This is a genomic window from Mycolicibacterium chubuense (assembly GCF_001044255.1).
In the GTDB taxonomy this organism is placed as follows: domain Bacteria; phylum Actinomycetota; class Actinomycetes; order Mycobacteriales; family Mycobacteriaceae; genus Mycobacterium; species Mycobacterium chubuense.
On record NZ_JYNX01000057.1, the window covers coordinates 14,688 to 33,723 of the forward strand.

Annotated in this window: 17 protein-coding genes and 1 pseudogene; 5 read left to right on the forward strand and 13 right to left on the reverse strand. The window is 69.1% G+C overall.

The window, feature by feature from the left end; all coding sequences use genetic code 11:
* The first annotated feature begins 12 nt into the window (after positions 1 to 12).
* Both MCHUDSM44219_RS18270 and MCHUDSM44219_RS18275 read left to right on the forward strand, forming a co-directional pair.
* Complete coding sequence (locus tag MCHUDSM44219_RS18270) at positions 13 to 225, forward strand: hypervirulence associated TUDOR domain-containing protein (RefSeq protein WP_048419669.1); 213 nt, start codon at positions 13 to 15, stop codon at positions 223 to 225.
* Complete coding sequence (locus tag MCHUDSM44219_RS18275; protein WP_048419670.1) at positions 222 to 566, forward strand: DUF3140 domain-containing protein; 345 nt, start codon at positions 222 to 224, stop codon at positions 564 to 566. The genes MCHUDSM44219_RS18270 and MCHUDSM44219_RS18275 overlap by 4 nt, the downstream gene beginning before the upstream one ends.
* A 10-nt stretch (positions 567 to 576) precedes the next feature.
* On the opposite strand, the gene MCHUDSM44219_RS18280 is transcribed toward MCHUDSM44219_RS18275, so the two are convergent.
* The 13 genes and pseudogenes from MCHUDSM44219_RS18280 to MCHUDSM44219_RS18335 form a co-directional block, all read right to left on the reverse strand.
* Positions 577 to 1,473 (reverse strand): amidohydrolase family protein, encoded by an 897-nt coding sequence (locus MCHUDSM44219_RS18280; RefSeq protein WP_048419671.1) that lies wholly within the window; start codon positions 1,471 to 1,473, stop codon positions 577 to 579.
* Between the two features lie 64 nt (positions 1,474 to 1,537).
* Positions 1,538 to 2,962, reverse strand: a complete 1,425-nt coding sequence (locus MCHUDSM44219_RS18285; RefSeq protein WP_048419742.1) for an aldehyde dehydrogenase family protein — start codon at positions 2,960 to 2,962, stop codon at positions 1,538 to 1,540.
* A gap of 28 nt (positions 2,963 to 2,990) precedes the next feature.
* Positions 2,991 to 4,697 carry a thiamine pyrophosphate-binding protein gene (locus tag MCHUDSM44219_RS18290; RefSeq protein WP_048419743.1) on the reverse strand — a complete coding sequence of 569 codons (1,707 nt, stop codon included), beginning with the start codon at positions 4,695 to 4,697 and terminating at the stop codon, positions 2,991 to 2,993.
* Between the two features lie 2 nt (positions 4,698 to 4,699).
* On the reverse strand, positions 4,700 to 5,689 hold the full coding sequence (locus tag MCHUDSM44219_RS18295; protein WP_048419672.1) for an acyl-CoA dehydrogenase family protein: 990 nt from the start codon (positions 5,687 to 5,689) through the stop codon (positions 4,700 to 4,702).
* Positions 5,686 to 6,840: an acyl-CoA dehydrogenase family protein gene (locus MCHUDSM44219_RS18300; RefSeq protein WP_048419673.1), complete on the reverse strand. Its 1,155-nt coding sequence runs from the start codon at positions 6,838 to 6,840 to the stop codon at positions 5,686 to 5,688. The genes MCHUDSM44219_RS18295 and MCHUDSM44219_RS18300 overlap by 4 nt, the downstream gene beginning before the upstream one ends.
* Complete coding sequence (locus tag MCHUDSM44219_RS18305) at positions 6,837 to 7,754, reverse strand: acyl-CoA dehydrogenase family protein (protein WP_048419674.1); 918 nt, start codon at positions 7,752 to 7,754, stop codon at positions 6,837 to 6,839. The genes MCHUDSM44219_RS18300 and MCHUDSM44219_RS18305 overlap by 4 nt, the downstream gene beginning before the upstream one ends.
* Positions 7,751 to 8,929, reverse strand: coding sequence for an acyl-CoA dehydrogenase family protein (locus MCHUDSM44219_RS18310; protein WP_048419675.1), 1,179 nt, complete (start codon positions 8,927 to 8,929; stop codon positions 7,751 to 7,753). Before MCHUDSM44219_RS18310 ends, MCHUDSM44219_RS18305 begins: the two co-directional genes overlap by 4 nt.
* Positions 8,929 to 10,068, reverse strand: a complete 1,140-nt coding sequence (locus MCHUDSM44219_RS18315; protein ID WP_048419744.1) for a CaiB/BaiF CoA transferase family protein — start codon at positions 10,066 to 10,068, stop codon at positions 8,929 to 8,931. The genes MCHUDSM44219_RS18310 and MCHUDSM44219_RS18315 overlap by 1 nt, the downstream gene beginning before the upstream one ends.
* 10 nt (positions 10,069 to 10,078) lie before the next feature.
* Complete coding sequence (locus tag MCHUDSM44219_RS18320) at positions 10,079 to 11,002, reverse strand: SDR family NAD(P)-dependent oxidoreductase (RefSeq protein WP_048419745.1); 924 nt, start codon at positions 11,000 to 11,002, stop codon at positions 10,079 to 10,081.
* Entirely contained in the window at positions 10,995 to 12,833 is a 1,839-nt protein-coding gene (locus MCHUDSM44219_RS18325) for a flavin-containing monooxygenase (protein WP_048419676.1), read from the reverse strand. Before MCHUDSM44219_RS18325 ends, MCHUDSM44219_RS18320 begins: the two co-directional genes overlap by 8 nt.
* Positions 12,834 to 12,896: 63 nt before the next feature.
* A partial coding sequence (locus tag MCHUDSM44219_RS31170) for an SRPBCC family protein (protein WP_330218630.1) occupies positions 12,897 to 13,432 on the reverse strand: 536 nt, incomplete at its 5' end.
* Between the two features lies 1 nt (position 13,433).
* Positions 13,434 to 14,236: pseudogene (locus MCHUDSM44219_RS31175) on the reverse strand (aromatic ring-hydroxylating oxygenase subunit alpha); the annotation flags it as partial.
* Positions 14,236 to 15,084: an SDR family NAD(P)-dependent oxidoreductase gene (locus MCHUDSM44219_RS18335; RefSeq protein WP_048419677.1), complete on the reverse strand. Its 849-nt coding sequence runs from the start codon at positions 15,082 to 15,084 to the stop codon at positions 14,236 to 14,238. The gene MCHUDSM44219_RS18335 and the pseudogene MCHUDSM44219_RS31175, both read right to left, overlap by 1 nt.
* Before the next feature lie 131 nt (positions 15,085 to 15,215).
* On the opposite strand from MCHUDSM44219_RS18335, the gene MCHUDSM44219_RS18340 reads away from it, so the two are divergent.
* Genes MCHUDSM44219_RS18340 through MCHUDSM44219_RS18350 form a run of 3 tightly spaced genes read left to right on the forward strand, consistent with a single transcriptional unit; the run spans position 15,216 to position 19,035 of the window.
* Entirely contained in the window at positions 15,216 to 16,796 is a 1,581-nt protein-coding gene (locus tag MCHUDSM44219_RS18340) for an SMP-30/gluconolactonase/LRE family protein (protein WP_048419678.1), read from the forward strand.
* Entirely contained in the window at positions 16,793 to 17,536 is a 744-nt protein-coding gene (locus MCHUDSM44219_RS18345) for a GntR family transcriptional regulator (protein ID WP_048419679.1), read from the forward strand. Before MCHUDSM44219_RS18340 ends, MCHUDSM44219_RS18345 begins: the two co-directional genes overlap by 4 nt.
* Positions 17,533 to 19,035 carry an AMP-binding protein gene (locus tag MCHUDSM44219_RS18350; RefSeq protein ID WP_048419680.1) on the forward strand — a complete coding sequence of 501 codons (1,503 nt, stop codon included), beginning with the start codon at positions 17,533 to 17,535 and terminating at the stop codon, positions 19,033 to 19,035. Before MCHUDSM44219_RS18345 ends, MCHUDSM44219_RS18350 begins: the two co-directional genes overlap by 4 nt.
* Position 19,036: the final 1 nt, after the last annotated feature.

Below are 19,036 nucleotides of genomic sequence, written 5' to 3' on the forward strand. Positions count from 1 at the left end.
TATTCGTCGGCCATGAGCAAGGAATTCAAGAAGGGCGACAAGGTCACCTGGCAGAGCCACGGCAGCACTGCCGAGGGCACCGTCGAAGAGAAGATCACCTCCGACACCGAGGCCGCCGGCCGGACGGTGCGGGCGTCGGAGGACGAGCCGCAGTACCGGGTGGTCAGCGACAAGAGCGGCGGCGACGCGGTGCACAAGCCGGATGCGCTCGAGAAGAAGTCATGAGCGGCTCAGCTGACTCGGCCGAGACCTACGACGAGTTCTCCGACGCGGTGAACATGACCGCGTCGGAACTCGACAAGTGGCTGGACACCGACGAGTCGAAGGCCGTCGGCCAGAAATCGTCCGACGGCGGCGAGTCCACCGGGCATCACAGCGGGCGGCGGATCGTCGAGATCCTCGAGTCGAAGAAGGCCGACCTGTCCGATGACGACTACGCGCACATGCGCAAGGTCGTGGGATACGTCAAGCGGCACCGCGCGCAGGGGCCGTCGAAGGACGTCGAGCACAGCAAGTGGCGGTACTCGCTGATGAACTGGGGCCACGACCCCCAGAAGAAGCAGTAGTCCCCCGCGGTCAGGCAGTGACGCCGAGGACGCGCAGCGCGTTCTGCTTGTAGATCAACGGCAGCACGGCCGGGTCGACGTCGAGGGTGTCCAAGTCGCGGCGCCACCGGTCGATCTGGATGTACGGGTAGTCGGTCCCGAACAGCACCTTGGTGCGCAGCTGACGGGTCATCGCGTGGACCAGCTGCGGGGGGAAGTACTTGGGGCTCCACCCGGACAGGTCGATGTAGACGTTCGATTTGTGGCCGGCGATGGCGATCTGGGCGTCCACCCACGGCACGGCGGGGTGCGCCATCACGATCGTCAGCTCCGGAAAGTCGGCGGCGACGTCGTCGAGCAGCATGGGGTCGGAGTAGCGCAGCTTGATGCCGTGCCCGCCGGGCAGGCCCGCCCCCATGCCCGTCTGGCCGGTGTGGAACAGCGCCGGCACGCCCGCCTCGGCGATGGCGTGGTAGATCGGGTAGTACGACCGGTCATTGGGTTCGAAGGCCTGCATGCTCGGATGGAATTTGAAGCCCTTGACCCCGAAATCGCGGACGAGTTCGTGTACGCGGTGCACGGCGTGGCGGCCCTGCCACGGATCGACGCTGCCGAACGGGATCAGCACGTCGTTGTTGCGGGCCGCGCCCGCGACCAGATCCTCGATCGAGTTGGGTGCGTGCCGCATACCGTGCCGGGCGTCGATGGTGAACACCACCGCGGCGGTGTTGTGCCGCCGGTAGACGTCCGCGACGGCGTCCACGGCCGCGACGATGCCCGCCGGCATCTTGAAGTACCGGGCGGTGGCCTCGACCAGCACGTCGTCATAGGCCCGGTGCCCGTGGCTGTCGATCTCCACGTGCGTATGGATGTCCACGGCCTCGATGCGGTCGAAATCGATTCCGTAGGTGTACTTTTCGCTCGACACCGCGCCGAGCGTACGGTTTCTGACGGAATTCCGCCGAGAATCGTCAGAAACCGTACGTTCGGTGTCAAGCGGGGGCGTACCCCAGCGCGGCCTTGATCTCGAGGTATTCGTCGAAGCCGAACTGGCCCCACTCGCGCCCGTTGCCGCTGCGCTTGTAGCCGCCGAACGGGGCGTTCATGTCGAACCCGTGGTTGATCGCGACCGAGCCGGCGCGGATGCGCCGCGCCACCGACCGGGCCTGCTCGAGATCGGCACCCGAAACATAGCCCGCCAGACCGTAATCGGTGTCGTTGGCGATCTCGAGCGCCTGGTCGAGGTCGTCGTAGCCCAGGATGCACAGCACGGGGCCGAAGATCTCCTCGCGCGCGATCGTCATGTCGTTGGTGACGTTGGCGAACACGGTCGGCTTGACGTAGTAGCCGGTCTCGATCCCGTCCGGGCGGCCGGGCCCGCCGACGACGAGCGTGGCCCCCTCGTCGATGCCCTTCTGCAGCAGCCCCTGGATCTTCTCGAACTGTGCCCGCGACGCGACCGGCCCGATGGCCTTCTTGTCGTTCGGATCGCCGACTTTGACGGCAGACGCGGTCTCCCGGGCGACCGCGATCGCCTCGTCCATCCGCGCAGTGGGCACCAGCATGCGCGACGGCGCGTTGCAGCTCTGCCCGCTGTTCATCATCATCACCGACGTGCCCGCGGCGACACTCTTGGCGAAGTCGTCGTCGTCGAGCACGATGTTCGGGCTCTTGCCGCCGAGCTCCTGGGTGACCCGCTTGACCGTGGCCGCGGCGTTCTTGGCGACGTCGACACCCGCCCGGGTCGAACCGGTGAACGACACCATGTCGATGTCGGGGTGGCTGGACAGCGCCGCGCCGACACCCGGGCCGTCCCCGTAGACGAGGTTGTACACCCCGGCGGGAACGCCTGCGGCGTCGAGGATCTCGGTGAAGATCTGCGCCGAGTAGGGCGCGACCTCGGACGGTTTGAGCACCATGGTGCAGCCGGTGGCCAACGCCGGGAACACCTTGCACGCGATCTGGTTGATGGGCCAGTTCCACGGCGTGATCAGGCCGCACACGCCGATCGGTTCCTTCACCACCAGCGTGCTGCCGTGCTGCTCTTCGAACGCGAAGTTCTTCAGCGCGTCGATCGCGGTGGACAGATGCCCGAGCCCCAGGTTCACCTGGGGCCCCGCCGCCAGCGACGTGGGCGCACCCATCTCCTCGTGGACGGCGTCGGCGAGGTCACCCGCGCGCTTCTGATATTCGGTCATGATGGCCGACAGCACCTCGAGCCGTTGCTCGCGGGTGGTCTGCGACCACGTCGCGAACGCGCGGCGCGCCGCCTGGACCGCGACGTCGACGTCGGCCGAGGACCCCAGGGCGATCCGCCCGGAGACCTCCTCGGTGGTCGGATTGTCGACGTCGAGGCTGTGGGGCCGGATGGGGTCCACCCACTGCCCATCGATGTAGAACTGGAGATATTCGCGCATGGTTTCCACTCTCCCTCAAGGGCCGTGTCTACTGGGTGCCTTCGGCGTACCAGGTCCGGAATCGGTCGTACTTGGGCATCTCCTCGGAGTTCGCCTTCGGGTCGATGCACACGTGCACGACGCCGACCTTGCCGCTGGCGTAGGCGCGGGCGATCGCCGGTCCGATGTCGTCCTCCTTCTCGACGTACTCGCCGTGGCAGCCGAAGCCTTCCGCGACCTTGTCCATCCGGACGTCCTTGCTCCAGTGCACACCGGGTTGCGGTGACGGCTGCGCGAAGGTGCGTTTGTACACGCCGACCTCGAGCCCCCACTGGTGGTCGACGCCCACCACGCACACCAGCGGCAGATTCAGCCGGGCGGCGGTCTCCAGTTCGGCGATGTGGAACAGGAACGCCGAATCGCTCGTCAGCAGCATGACCGGGCGTCTGCCTCCGTCGGCCACCGAGGCGCCGATGGCGTACGGCAGGCCGGTGCCGAGGTGACCGAAGTTCTGATTCCAGATCACATCACGCGGTTTGGCCTGCGAGTAGGTCCAGCCGAATATGACGGTCGCGCCGCCGTCGCGGACCATGATGCCGTCGTCGGGAAACGCCTTCGTCGCTTCGACGACGAACCGCGCGGGGTGCACCGGCGTCCGTCCGGTGGGCGCGCTCTCGGCGAGCTGGGCGAGCTCTTCGGCGTCGTCGCGGATCAGCGTCTCGAGGGTGGCCGACGGGGTGCGCGGCGTGTCCTCGAGCGCGTCGACGAGTTGCGGCACGACTCCGCGCAGATCCCCGACCAGGGGGACGTCGAACTGGCGGTTGACCCCGATGGCGGCCGGGTCCTGTTCGACGTACACCCATTTGCGGTGGGCGTCGTTGGCGGCCCAGTGCTGGGTCCGGCCGTAATGCATGGGTTCGCCGAGTTCGGTGCCCAGCGCGACGCACAGGTCGGAGTCCTCGACGGCCTGGTTGGCGGCCGGGGAGAACAGGTAGGGGAACGTGCGGTCCTCGAGTCCGGGGATGAACGAGGTGCCGCCGGAGGTCTGGATGACCGGGCAGTTCATCAGGTCGGCGAGCTCTTTGACCTGCCGCTGGGTGCGTGAGGTGTGTACGCCGTGGCCCACCAGCAGGATCGGGCTGGTGGCCTCGCGGATCAGGGTGGCCGCCCGGGCCACCTCGCGTTCGCCCGCCCCCTGGTTGACGAGGCGATACCGGTGCGGCGGCAACGAGTCCGGCACGTCGAGTTCCTCGAGGATGACGTGCGACGGGTATTCGATGTAGCACGGTCCGGGCGTGCCGGACAGCGAGCGGCGGATGGCTTCGCGGATGATCTCGTCGGTCTGATCGGCGTACTCGATCGAGCTGCTGAACTTGACCGCCGGCGCGAAAAGCCGCTCCTGCTGCACGAATTGGATCCGGCCGCGGCGTACCCGGCGCTCGGTGATGCGGGCCCGCTGGCCGCCGAGGAAGATGACGGGCGAGTTCTCGACCAGTGCGCACATCATCGCTCCGGCGATGTTGGCGACGCCGGGTCCCAGAGTGCCGATGCACAGTCCCGGCGTGCCGGTCATGCGCGACGCCGCCTCGGCCATGAAGCCGGCGGACAGTTCGTGGTGCGGCGCGACGACCGACCAACCGCGTGCGTCGGCCTCGGTGAACAGGTGCACGAAGTTGGGATCGGGAATGCCGAACAGTGTGTTGACACCCTCGGCCTCGAACAGGTCGAGAATGCGTTTGTACACCGGTACGCCCATGGTCATGTCCCTTTCGAATATCTCTGTGCGATGCGATGTCGTTGTGCTGCAGTCGATCCGAACAGAGATCGGTTCAGTGCAGCGCGTTTGAGATAGGTGTGGATGCCGGCCTCCCAGGTGTAGCCGATGCCGCCGTGCAGCTGCATGGTCGTGCCCGCGGCGTCGACGGCGGTCGAGCACGCGTGGGATTTCGCCATCGCGGCCGCGACACCGGCGTCGGCGCCGTCGGCGAGCGCGGCCACCGCGTCGTCCACGAGTTGCCGCGACACCTCGATGCCGACGAGCATGTCGGCGCACGCGTGCTTGACCGCCTGGAACGAGCCGACGGGCCGGCCGAACTGGTGGCGCACCTTCACGAATTCGACGGTGCGGGCGAGCATCTGCTGGGCGATGCCGAGGCTGTCACACGCGACCGCGACCGCGGCCCGGTCCTGGAGCGGGCCAGGAGATCCGGGCAGGACGGCGTCGGGGCGGGCGGCGTCGGCCGTGACGGTGGCCAGGCGTCGGGTCTCGTCGACGACGGGCTGCGCGGTGACGGCGACGTCTGCCGAGCGCAAGACCACGACGCCGCCGGCGAAGGGGATCAGAATCCGTTCGGCCCCAACGGCGTCGGAGACGAACTCGGCGCGGCCGGACACCGTGCCGTCGTCGAGGCGGAAGTCGCCGACTGCGACGGCGAGACGGCCCGGCCCGGTGGCGACCGTGCCGAGCAGATGGTCCCTGATGTCGGTCGGCGGCAGGGCGGTGAGCACACCGGCGGCGAGCACGGCACCGCCGAGGAAGTCGGTGGCGGCGGCGGCTCGTCCGATCTGTTCGCAGACGATCGCGGTTTCGGCGAACGTCGCACCGGCGCCACCGAGGTGCTCGGGCACTTCCAGACCGGTCCAGCCGGCGTCGACGAGCGCGGGCCAGTCCGGTACCGCATCCCCGGCGAGCAGCCGACCGGCCACGGCGCGCAGCTCGTCGTGGTGTTCGGCGAAGGACGTCGTCACGTCACGCTCGGCTCTCGAGGCAGACCGAGACCGCGTTCGGCGATGATGCTGCGCTGGATCTCGCTGGTGCCGCCGGGGATGGTCCACTCCCACGAGCCGACGAAATCGAGCACCCACGAACGGGATTCCCATCCACTCGACAGCGGCTTGGCCACCACGGTGTGGGCCCGAAGACCGCCGATCTCTGCCCCGAAGCCGGTCAGCCGCTGCAGCAGCTCGCTGTAGTACAGCTTGACGATCGACGCGTCGGCGGGCCCGCTCGGGCCGTGCTCGACGAGGCGCCGGCACAGCGCCCGCAGCCCGGTGATCTCGGTGTCGAACTCCGCGAGGCGGTCGGCGACCACCGGATCATCGGCCGGGGCGGATTCGACCAGCCACCGGAATCCCGCGTTGCCGAGTCGCTCGGCCAGCTCGAGCATCGTCATCCCGCGCTCGGCGCCCAGCGTGGCCTGCGCGACCTGCCAGCCGGCGTTCTCGGCGCCGATCAGGTTCGCCGCGGGTATCCGCACGTCGTCGAGGAAGATCTCGCAGAAGTGGGAGTCACCGATCGCGTTGCGGATCGGCCGCACCTCCACACCCGGGCTGGTCATGTCCAGCAGGAAGTACGAGATGCCGTGCCGCTTCGGGGCATCCGGGTCGGTGCGGGCCAGCAGCAGACACCAGTCGGCGTGCAGACCGCCACTGGCCCAGAGCTTTTGACCGCTGACGACGAACTCGCCACCGCACTTGCGTGCGGTGGTGCGCAGTGCCGCGAGGTCGGATCCGGCCTCCGGCTCGGAGAACCCCTGCACCCAGACGTCGCCGTCGAGGATGGCCGGCAGGTGGCGTCGGCGTTGCTGCTCGGTGCCGGCGGCCAGCAGCGTGGCCGCGGCGTGGTGGATGCCGACGAAGGCGAGCACCAGCCGCGGCGCATCGTGGGCGGCCAGCTCCTGATACAGCACGACCTGTCGAGCCACGCTCATCCCGCCGCCCCACTGCGCCGGCCAGTGCGGTACCGCATAGCCTGCGCGGTGCAGCGTGGCGAACCAGTCCTTCTGGAAGCGGACGAATTCGGCGTCGTCGACGCTGGTCTGGTCGGTGCGCCAGTCCTTCGGGATGTGGTCACGGCACCAGCTGCGCACCTCGGCGCGGAAGTCATCGAGGCCGCTCATGCGAACAACCCCGCCAGCCCGTGGTGGCCGGCCACCCGGGTCAGATGGTCACGGGTGCCCGACAACCCGAACGGCAACCGGCGCAGCGGCAGGCTGACCCGCGACAGCCACGACAGTGTGGTCTCGTCGCAGAAGCCGACCGCGCCGTGCAATTGGTGGCAGACCCGGAACACGACGTCGGCGGCCTCCAGCGCCGCCATCCGCAGGGCCAGTGCGTCTTCGGTGGCTCCGGGCTGACCTGTTGCGATGCTCCACAGCGCGTGCTTGGCGAGGACCTCGAGCCCCGCCCGTTCCACCTCGGCGTCGGTGAGCTGGAACTGCACCCCTTGGAACGCCGACAGCGGCCGGCCGAACTGGGTGCGCAGTGTCACGTGGGCGACGGTCAGCTCGACCGCGCGGTCGAGGATGCCGAGCAGCGTCCAGCACGGCAACACCAGACCCAGGGGCAGGTCGTCCGCGCCGGCGTCGTCGAGCGGTGACAGCCGGAGTTCGGCGACCAGACCCGGCAGCGCGTCACCGAGGACGGTGACACGATGCCGGGCACCGTCGACAGTGACGGCGGCCCAGCGCGATTCGACGCCCGCCACCGCCCCGGCGGGGCGCGCACCCCCCACGACGATCAGCCCGTCCACGTCGAGATCGGCGGGCGCCGCGAGCCGCTCGGCGAGCGGATAGGGCAGCGCCCAGTAGCCGGCGCTGCGACACAACGCTGCTGCGGCCTCGAGATCGTCTGCGTCGCTGCGGGGGTCCAGGTCCCACGCGCCGAGCGCCGCCAGCACCGGGCCCACCAGCGCCTCGCGCGTCTGCGGCGCGGCCTCCGCTCGCGCGACCAGCCGGTCGCCGCCTGCGGATTCGAAGGCGTGCCGCGCCTGCCGGCCGAATTCCACAGCGTCGTCGCTGAGATCGAGGATCACTTCTCGGCACCGCCAAGCATCGCGCGCGACAACAGGATCCGTTGCATCTCGATGCTTCCCGAGGACACCGTAGCCGCCTGGGCGTAGCGCCAGTGGTCCTCGACCTCGCCGAGGAACCATCGGGCCCGGCTGTCGCCGTGGCGCACCTCCGCGGCGATGTCCATCAGCACCTCGGCGCTGTCCTGGTCCAGCGTCGTCACCGCGATCCGGTAGGCCGCAGCATCGGCGGGGGTGATGCGGCCGCTGCTCTGCGCCTCGACCACCCGGTAGGCCAGGAGTCGCGCGCGCCGACAGTGGGTCAGCATGCGGACCCATCGCGCGCGCAGTTCGGCGGACAGGTCGTCCCAGCGGTCGCCGAGCACGCCGGGCGCGGCCGCCAGCAGCCGTTCGCATCGGGCGTAGCGGGCGATACCGACCCGTTCGAACGCCATCACGTCGGCGACGATCGCCCAGCCGGTGTCGACGGCGCCGAGGACGTCGGCGTCGGTGACCCGCAGATCGTCGAAGAACACCTCGTTGAGGTGGTGGGGCCCGAGCATGGTGTCGAGGGGTCGGACCGTGATCGCGGGATCGTCCATCGGCACCAGGAAGATCGTCAGGCCCTGTTGCTTCTTCTGGGTTGCACCGTCTCCGACCCGCGAGGTGCGGGCCAGCAGGAAGCACCACTGCGCCATCGTGGCGTAGGACGTCCAGATCTTCTGGCCGTTCACCAGCCATCCGTCTGACCCGTCCTCGGCACGCCGCGCAGTGGTGCGCAGCGACGCCAGATCCGACCCGGCCTCCGGTTCGGAGAACCCCTGGCACCAGATCACCTCGCCCGCCGCGATCGGCGGGAGGTGGCGGCGCTGCTGCTCGGGCGTGCCGTGGCGCATGATGATGGGGCCCACCCAGTTGACGCCCATGTACTGCGCACCGCGAGGTTCGTGGTGCGCCCACATCTCCTCCCGCACCACGGTCTGCTCCCAGACCGACGCTCCCCCGCCGCCGAACTCCGGCGGCCAGGCCGAGCAGAGCAGGCGGCGGTCGGCCAGTGTCCGGCAGAACCGTTGCGCCGTCTCGAGATCGGCGGGATCGTCGGTGAACGCGCCGAGGAAGTGCTCGGGGATGTGCTGTCGCACCAGTTCGCGCAACTCGGCGCGCAGCGCGGCGGCACGCGGACCCATGTCGAAATCCATCAGCGCGGCCCGCCCGCGGTGAGCCCGAGTTCGGCGAGCACGTCGGCGGTGTCGGCGCCCAATTCGGGCGCCGGGCCGCGGACGCGCCCCGGTGTGCGGGAGAACCATGTCGGCACGCCCGGGAACGTCACCGGACCGTGCGGGGTGTCGAGGGTCTCGAAGAGCCCGACGGCGTTGAGGTGTGGATCGTCGAACAGGGCATCGGGTGAGTTCAGTGGTGCGGCAGGGATTTCCAGCTCACCGAACAACGCGAGCCACTCCGCGGTGGTGCGCTCGGCCATGGTCTCGGCGACCAGCCCGTAGACCGTGTCGATGTGGTGGGCCCGCGTCTCGAGTGTCGCGTAGAGCTCCGAGGCCCAGGCCGGGCGGACGGCACCGATGAAGGCGTTCCAATGCTTGTCGTTGTAGATCAGCGCCGCGACGTAACCGTCCTTCGTGCGGTAGGGCCTGCGGTTGGGTGCGACGGTGCGCGGGTACACGGCGGGCCCCAGCGGGGGGTGGAACATGGCGCCGTTGGCGTGCTCCACGAGCATGAAGGACGCCATGGTCTCGTACATGGCGACCTCGACCTCCTGTCCCTGCCCGGTGCGTTCACGGTGGAACAGCGCCATCGTCGTCGCGTACAGAGCGGTCAGGCCGGCCACCTTGTCGGCGATGATGGTGCCGACGTAGTCGGCTTCCCCGGTGAGTTGCTTCTGAACCGCGGGCAGCCCGCATTCGGCCTGGATGGTGTCGTCGTAGGCCGGCCGGTCGCGGTGCGGGCCGCGCCTGCCGTAGCCGTAGCAGTTGGTGTACACGATCGCGGGGTTGATCGCGGCGACGTCGTCGTAGCCGAACCCGAGCGCGGTGACCGCCTTGGCGCGCATGGAGTGGATGAACACGTCGGCGCGCTCGATCAGCGCCCTCAGCGCGGCCCGGCCGTCGTCGCCCCTCAGGTCCAGCACCACGCTGCGCTTGCCGCGGTTGACGTTGACGAACACCCCGCTCATCCCGGGTGCCGGGCCGACGGAGATGTAGCGCGTGTTGTCCCCCTGCGGCGGTTCGACTTTGATCACCTCGGCGCCCATGTCGGCCATGATCTGCGTGCAGTAGGGACCCATCACCATCGCCGTGAGATCGATGACGCGCAGCCCGGCCAGCGGTCCGGTGTCAGGCACGGGTGGCTCCGTGTCCGGCCATCGCGAAACTGTGGCGCAGATGATCGGCGTGCCCGTCGGGCAGCACCGGGAACCGGACCGGCGCGGACATGTCCCGGATCTGCGGCAACTGCGCGGCGACGTCCTCAACCGTCCAGGCGGACCGGTGCACACCGGGCGATTCGGTGATCGTGGCCACCGCGACCCGGCCGGCGATGGCCACCAGGATATCCCCACTGAGAGAGCAGGTTTCGTGGGCGAGGTAGCCGACGACGGGGGCCACCAGGTCCGCGCCCATCGGTGGATAGGCTGCGGTGTCGATGCCCTCGGCCATCCGGGTGACGGCGCCCGGGACGATGACGTTGGCCGTGACGCCGTGGGCGGCGCCCTCGATCGCCGCGACGTCGGCCAGCCCGAGCATCCCCGCCTTGGCGGCGGCGTAGTTGGCGACGTCGTGGTTGCCGTAGAGGCCGCCGATCGACGACGTCAGCACGATCCGGCCGTAGCCGGCGTCGCACATCGGCCCGAATGCGGGTCGCAGCACGTGGAACGCCCCGCGCAGGTGCACATCGAGCACGGCGTCGAAGTCCTCGGAGCTCATGTCCCGCAACGGTGCCCGTCGCACGATACCCGCGTTGTGCACCAGGATGTCGATGCGGCCGAAGCGTTGCACCGCGGCGTCGATGACGGCCAGGCCGCCCTCGGGGGTGGCGACGGAGTCGGTGCTCGCGACGGCGCGCCCGCCCGCCTCGGTGATCTCGTGGGCCACCCGGTGTGCGGGCCCGGCGTCAGCGCCCTCGCCGTCCAGGCCGGCGCCGGAATCGTTGACCACGACCGCGGCTCCGCGTGCGGCCAGCAGCAACGCATAGGACCGGCCCAGCCCGCGGCCCGCTCCGGTCACGACTGCGACGCGCCCGTCGAACCTCATCTCAGCCACGGAGTTCGAGGCCTTCAAGGGTGCCGGCGGCCCGCCACTGGGTCAGCAGGTCGTCGAATGCGTAGAACCCCGGCGAGTAGAAGTCCCCGAGGAAGGATCCGTTGCCTTCTGCGCTGCCGCGGCCCTCGTTGTTGTAATAGCCGGGCGTGCAGGTGAGTTCGAAGGCGGAGTTGTCGATCGCCAGTTCCCGGACGGTCCTGACCCAGGCGTCCTGCCCGTCCTGACTCGGCTCGACGGTGGTCGCACCCCGGTTCTGGGCTTCGGCGATGATGTAGGCGATGTGCTCGGCTTGCTGCTCGAACATCGCGGTGGTGTTGGCCGACACCCCACCTTGGATGAAGCCGGTGAAGAACAGGTTGGGGAACCCACGGCTGGTCATCCCGTGCAGGGTCTTGTAGGAGTCGTGCCAGTAGTCGAAGAGCGACAGTCCGTCGCGGCCCGCGATGCTGTCGATCGCGTACCGGCGGCTGATCTCGGTGGAGATCTCGAAACCGCTCGCGAAGATGACGCAGTCGACCTCGTATTCGATACCGTTGGCGACGATCCCGTTCTTCGTCAGTCGTTCCACACCTCGGCTTTCGGCGACGTCGACCAGCGTGACGTTCGGTCGATTGAACGCCGACAGATAGCTGTCGCTCGAACACGGCCGCTTGCACATGAATCGGTAGTAGGGCTTGAGCGCCTCGGCGGTGCCGGGATCGGAGACCAGGGTGTCGATGCGCCGGCGCAGGCGCTCCATGATCTTGAAGTCTTCCTCTTCGCGGATCGCCATGATCTGTTCGATACCGAGTGAGGCGGGGTCCTCGCTGGCTGCGATGCGCGCGGACATGTTGCGGCCCAGTTCGGTCCAGAAGTCGCACACCAGATCCGGCTCGCCGAACACCACGCCGACGAACGGGGACCAGTTGTGGAAGTTGCGCTTGCGTTCCTGCTGCCAGCCCGGCTGCAGGGAGGCGGCCCACGCCGGGTCCGTCGGGGTGTTCGCCCGCTCGTCCACCGAGGACGGGGTCCGCTGGAAAACGTACAGCTGTTTGGCATCTCGACCCAGATGGGGAACCAGTTGCACGCCTGTCGCCCCGGTGCCGACCAGCGCCACGCGTTTGTCCGCGAGCTTGCGCAGGCCACCGTCGGCGTTCCCGCCGGTGTAGTCGTAGTCCCAACGGGCGGAGTGGAACACATGGCCCGTGAAGTCCTTGATGCCGGGGACACCGGGCAGCTTCGGCCGGTTGTACGAGCCTTGCGCCATGACGACGAACCTCGCCCGGATCTCGTCACCGCGGTCGGTGGCGATCAGCCAGCGTTCGGATCGGTCTTCCCACTGCAGTTCCCGCACCTGAGTGGAGAACAGCGCACCGTCGTAGAGGCCGAAGTGCTTGCCGATGTTGCGGCAGTGTCCGAAGATCTCCGCGCCGTCGGCGAACTTCTTCGACGGCATGAACCCGAGTTCCTCGAGCATGGGGATGTAGCAGTACGCGTCGTTGTCACACTGGATTCCGGGGAAGCGGTTCCAGTACCACACGCCGCCGAAGTCGCCGGCCATCTCGACGACGCGCACGCCCTCGACACCGGCCTTCTTCAGATACGCCCCGGCCAGGAGTCCGGCGAATCCTCCGCCGAGGATCACGACGTCGGCGGTCTCGATCACGGGATCCCGCTCCAAGACCGGCGTGTAGGGATCGACCTCGGAGAAGTCGGCGAAGTCGTCGGTGGATTCCAGATACTGGCCGGAGCCTTTCGGGTGCAGGCGCTTCGCCCGCTCCTGCGCGTACTTCTCCCGCAGCGCGTCGATGTCGATGTCGTACGGGGTGTCGGTGGGCCCGCAGGGCAACATGTTCCTCCTTTCAGGCGATTTCGGCGCGGCTGGTCGCGCCCAGCGCGACGCAGCACGCCGAAATCACAGGGTGCGGGGCGCTCCGGTACCCATGTACTTGGCCAGCTGGTGGTGCAGGTTGACGGTGCTGCGCTCGCGGTAGGGATTGGGCAGCGTGCCGGGGAAGCCGGCGGACTTCATGCCCTGCTGGACCGCGGCCATGTTCGAGAAGTCCTGAGGCAACACCGACCGCCAGTCCGGCGAATCCTTGGGCGTGTACACCCATTCCGTCTCGGGTTCCTGCCCTTTCGGGTAGAGCTCGAACACCGCGACCTCGAACAGGCACCGGTTCGGGTTGTAGCCCGGATCGGGCCGGGCGCTGTAGCACAGGGCGCTGGTCAGACCCTGGCCGATCTGGAAGTTCGGAAACAGCTGCCACGCCGTGCCGCTCTGGCCGAGGATGTCGGCCGGAATCGTCGGCCAGATGACGCCGCGGGCCTCGTCGTCGCGGCGGGCGGAGGTGAGCCAGTGCTCCAGGACCTTGTCGGCGGGTGTGCCCTCGGGCAGCTCCTCGACCAGTCGTTTGGCGGCATCCACCAGCGTCTGTGTGGTGGTCGCGTNAGTCGGGTTTGTGCGGAGTCGCGTTCGGCGGCCAGGCGGATCTTGGACTTGGTCTCGTCCATGCCCTTCGGTGCGTCGTAGCCGATGTTGCTGTGCCGCCCCTGCGCTTTCGCCCAGCCCTTGAACTCCCCGAACCTGTTGAACTCCGGGTGGGTGGTGAACACGTGATAGGTCTCGTTGAACGCTTCCAGCGCGACCTTCCAGTTGCAGTCGAAGGCCAGCCATCGGCGCCACTTGTAGCGCATGTTCTCCAGCCCGAACGGGTCGAGGATCTTGGCGGCCGGGAACAGGTAGTCGGCCAGCGGTTCGCAGTCGGGGTCCATGCTGACGAACAGCCAACCGCCCCAGGTGTCGACGCGGACGGGCGCGAGATGGGTGTTGCGCGCGGTGAGTTTGCCCTGCCAGTCGTCCTGCTCGCGAATGTGGGTGCAGGCGCCGTCGAGGCCGTAGGTCCAACCGTGGAAGCCGCACACGAACGACTTGCGTGCCCGCCCGACCGCGTTCTTGGCGCACTCGGGGGTGTCGATCAGCCGGCGGCCGCGGTGCATGCAGACGTTGTGGTGGGCAGAGAAGGACGAGCATGACGCCCCAGGACCCGTGCGCACCACGATGATCGAGTCGTCGAGGATGTCGTAGGTCAGGTAGCTGCCCACCTCGGGCAGTTCCTCGACGCGGCCCACCTGCAGCCACACCTTGCGCCACAACCGATCGCGTTCGGCGCGGGCGTACTCCTCGGAGGTGTAGGCCTCGACCCCGATGGTCATCGGTTCGGACAGCTCCTCGGCGGCGTCCACGTCGGTCATCACACGCTCCTGATGGTGTCTCGGAAGGACTCGTCTTTGAGGAACAGCGAGGTGTTGTCCGCGCCCAGGTGGGTCCACTTCAGGTTCAGTCCGCCGTCGACGAGCAGGGTCTGACCGGTGATGTAGCTCGACAGGTCCGACAGCAGGAAGAGGATCGCGCCGGCCTGTTCCTCGGGTGTTCCCCGGCGCCCCATGGCGATCGCGGTGCGGTCCCGTCCGGGATCGTCGTCGACGTAGGTGGCCGACGCCGCGGTGCGGGTGACCCCGGGTGCGACGGCGTTGACGCGGATTCCGTCGGCGGCGAGCTCGACGGCCATCGTGCGGGTCATCGCCGCGACCGCCGCCTTGGCGGTGCCGTAGGCGATGTGGAACGGCGCGGTGTTCATGCCGCTGATCGACGACACTGAGACGATCGACCCGGCAGACCCCTGGCTGCGCAGTTCCCGGCTGATGGCCTGGCTCATGAAGAACGCCGTCTCCAGGTTCGCGGTGAACAGGGCGCGCCAGTCCTCCCGGGTGACGCGGAGCGACGGCATCCACGTGCCCGGGGCGGCACCGCCGGCCACGTTGACCAGTCCGTAGAGCGTGCCGTCCGCGCGGCGCGCATGGTCGAGCACCGTCGCGATGCCGTCGTCGGTCGAGGCGTCGGCGACGACGGGCAGGACCGCCAGCCCGGCGTCCGCGAGCGGGACGACGTGTTCGTCGAGATTGGTCCGCGAGCGGCTCACCGCGACCACGGTGGCGCCCGCCTCGGCCGCCATTCGCGTCACCGTCGTGCCGATGCCGCCGCCGCCCGCGCCGGAGACCACCACTACGCGGCCCGACAGCTGCAGCGCGACGCCGCTCATCGCCGCCTCTTGTCCGGACAAATAACATGACTCTGCATATCGGAGAACACTATTCCGCAGCGGATATGGCTCGTCAAGGGTGTCTCGAGCGCTATTGTCTGGACTACTTCGGCTTGCTAACGTGCGGACGCATGAACGCCCGGTACCCCGCGCAGCCGCCGGCTGCTGCGCCCGGCTGGCAGGTCCGGCGTGTCACCGCACCCAGTCGGCTCTACGGCGCGAACGGCCTGCGCACCGGGCCCGACGGACGCGTGTACATCGCCCAGGTGACGGGCAGTCAGATCAGCGCACTGGACGTGGCCACGGGCGCGATGCACACCGTCAGCCCCCTGGGCGGTGACATCGTCGCGCCCGACGACGTGGCCTTCGGCGACGACGGGACGCTGTACGCGACCGAGGTGATGGACGGCCGGGTCAGCGCCCGTGACCCCGGCGGGCGGACCCGGGTGCTGCGCGACGATCTGCCGTGCGCCAACGGCATCACCGTGCACCGGGGCCGGTTGTTCGTCGGTGAATGCCGCGAGGGCGGCCGACTGATGGAACTCCCCCTCGACGGCGGCCTGCCCCGGGTCCTGCTCGACGAACTGCCGTCCCCCAACGCGATGGAGGTGGGCCCGGACGGCTTGCTGTACTACCCGCTGATGACCGCCAACGAGATCTGGCGGGTCGACCCGGAGGGCGGTGAGCCGCAGCGCGTCGCCGCCGGCCTCGGAGTGCCGGACGCGGTGAAGTTCGATGTCGAGGGCTTCCTGGTGTCCACGCAGGTGGCCACCGGTGAGGTGCTGCGCATCGATCCACGGACCGGCGCGACGACCGTGCTGGCGCAACTGTCGCCGGGCCTCGACAATCTCACCTTCGTCGACGGGCGGCTGTTGGTGTCGAACTTCACCGGCGAGATCACCGAGATCGGCCCGGAAGGAACAACATCGACCGTGCTGCAGGGCGGGCTGAACTGGCCGCTCGACCTCACCGTCGCCGGCGGCCGCCTTCACGTCGCCGACGGCACCTACTTCTACGCCGTGAGCCCCTCGGGGGCGCTGGAGACGGTCGGCATGCTGTTCTCCCCCGGGTACCCCGGCTTCCTGCGCGGGGTCACCGCCGTCGGCGCCGACGAATTCATCGTCACGACTTCCGGCGGACAGATCGCCCGGTACCGGCCCGCAACGGGTGAGACCGATTATCTGGCAACCGGATTCGATCAGCTCTACGGTCTGGCCGTCGATACCCACGGTGGCGTCGTGGTCGCCGAACTGGGCACCGGGCGGGTGCATCGTCTGCACGGCGACACGGTCGAGACGATCGCGACCGGTCTGCGCGATCCGGTCGGCATCGCGTTCGACACCGACGGCGCACCTCTGGTCGCCGAGTCCGGGGCGGGCCGCGTCGTGCGGCTCACCTCCGGCGGCGCGGACGTCGTCGTCGACGGCCTGCACCGCCCGCAGGGGATCGCGTTGCGGGACAACCGGCTCTATGTCGTCGACGCCGGCGCCAAAGAGCTCGTCGAGGTCGATCTCGGCACCGCGGCGCGCACACCGATCGCGACAGGCCTGCCCGTCGGGCCACCTCAGGGAGTCCAGCCCAAACCGCTGCGGGGCATGCCCCCGTTCTCCGGGCCCCAGGGACCGTTCGCGGGGATCGCCGCGGCGCCGGACGGCACGCTCTACGTCTCGGCTGACGGCGACGGCAGCGTGCTGGCGGTGATGCACGCATGACCACGACCGCCGGTGACCACCGCTACCTGCAGGTGGCGCGCACACTGCGCAAGGAGATCGTCGACGGGGTGTTCCCGGTCGGCTCACACCTGCCCACCGAACACGAACTCTGCGAGCGGTTCGCGGTGAGCCGCTACACCGTTCGGGAGGCGCTTCGCCGATTGCGCGAGGACAACCTGGTGTCGTCGCGGCCCCGGGCGGGCACGCTCGTGGTGCCCCGGCCGGGCACCAGCTCCTACGCCCAGGACGTGATGTCGATCGACGATCTGCTGGCCTTCGCGCAGGGCGCCCGGTTCGCGATCGAGACCAACGCCATGCTCACCGTCGACGACGAGATCGCCACCCGGACCGGGCTGGCGAGCGGCACGGAATGGCTTGTGGTGACCGGATATCGGCGCGTCGACGAGCACAGCGCGCCCCTCTGCCGCACCGAGTACTACATCAACCGCAGCTTTGCCGCAGTGGGCCGGCTGCTACAGCACCACGGCGGCCCCATCTTCCCGTTGATCGAGGACCTGTTCGGCGTCAGCGTGGTGGAGGTGCACCAGCAGATCTGCGCGGTCGTGCTGTCCGCCGACCTGGCCGGACCACTCGCGGTCGACGCCGGCTCGGCCGCGCTGCAGATGCAGCGCACCTACACCACCTCAGACGGCGAGACCGCCCAGGTCACCGTCAACACCCACCCGTCGGCCCGGTTCCGGCACTCGATGACGATGCGCAGGGTGCGGGACACCCCGTGAGACCCACGCTGGCCGACAGTCTGCGCGACGCGGCACGCCGCACGCCGGACCGCATCCTGATCCGCGGCGAGGGGCGCACCGTCAGCTGTGCCGAGTTGCTGCAGCAGGCAACCGCTCTGGCGCATGCGCTGGCCGGCCGCATGCCCGCCGGCAGCGTGGTGTCGTCCATGGTCCCGAACTGGCCCGAAGCGGCCGTGATCTACCTCGGCGCCACGCTGGCGGGCATGGTGGCCAATCCGATCCTGCCGTCACTGCGCGACCACGAGCTGTCCTATCTGCTGTCCGACTGCGACAGCCGCGCGGTGTTCGTCCCGCATCGCTTCGCGGGGCACGACTACGTCGCGATGCTGGAGAGGGTCAGCGCTGCGCTGGCCTCGCCGCCGGAGGTCGTGGTGGTGCGCGGCGAGCCGGGCTTGCACACCGCGTTGCCCGAGCTGCTCGACGAACCCGCCGTCGGCACGCTGCCGACGCTGGATCCGCACGCCACCCGAATGATCCTGTACACCTCCGGCACCACTGGTCGACCGAAAGGTGTTCTGCACAGCCATGACTCGATCCACGCGCTGATCACCCAGCTCGGCACCCACTGGCGGATCGAGCCCGGGGACACCTTCCTGGTGGCCTCCCCGGTCGCCCACATCGGCGGATCGATCTACGCCTTCGAGTGCCCGCTGCTGCTGGGCACCGAGGCGGTGCTCATGGCCCGCTGGGACGCCGACGCCGCCGTGGCGCTGATGCTCGAACACCGGTGCACGCACATGGCGGGCGCCACCCCGTTCCTCCACGGGATCCTCGCAGCAGCAGAGCGGGCGGGTACCCGCCTGCCCGACCTCAAGGTGTTCATCTGCGGCGGCGCGTCCGTACCGCCGTCACTGATCCGCCGCGCGGCCGGATACTTCGAACAGGCCGCGGTCAGCAGGGTGTACGGGTCGACGGAGGTGCCGGTGACGACCGTCGGTTCCCTCGACGACGCCGACCGCGCCGCCGACACCGACGGCCGTCCCGGCATCGCCGACGTCGTGCTCGTCGACGGTGAGATCCGGGCCCGCGGCCCGCAGATGCTGACCGGATACCTTCACCCCGAGGACAACCACGAATCCTTCGACGACGCAGGCTATTTCCGCACCGGTGACCTCGGCCGCTGGACCGGGGACGGCCACCTGGTGGTGACAGGACGCCGCAAGGACATCATCATCCGCAACGGCGAGAACATCTCACCCACGGAGATCGAAGACCTCCTCATCACCCACCCACAGGTCGCCGAGATCGCGGTCGTGGGGGTGCCCGATCACCGGACCGGTGAACGCGCCTGCGCGGTGATCGTGCCGGAGGGCCACGCCCATCCCGACGTCGGCGCCCTGCGCGAGTTCCTGACCGGTCGCGGCGTGGCGACGTTCAAGGCGCCCGAACAGGTGGTGCTCGTCGAGCAGCTGCCGAGAAACGACGCGGGCAAGGTGCTCAAGCACCGCATCAGGGCTGCGCTGACCGAGGAGGCATGAC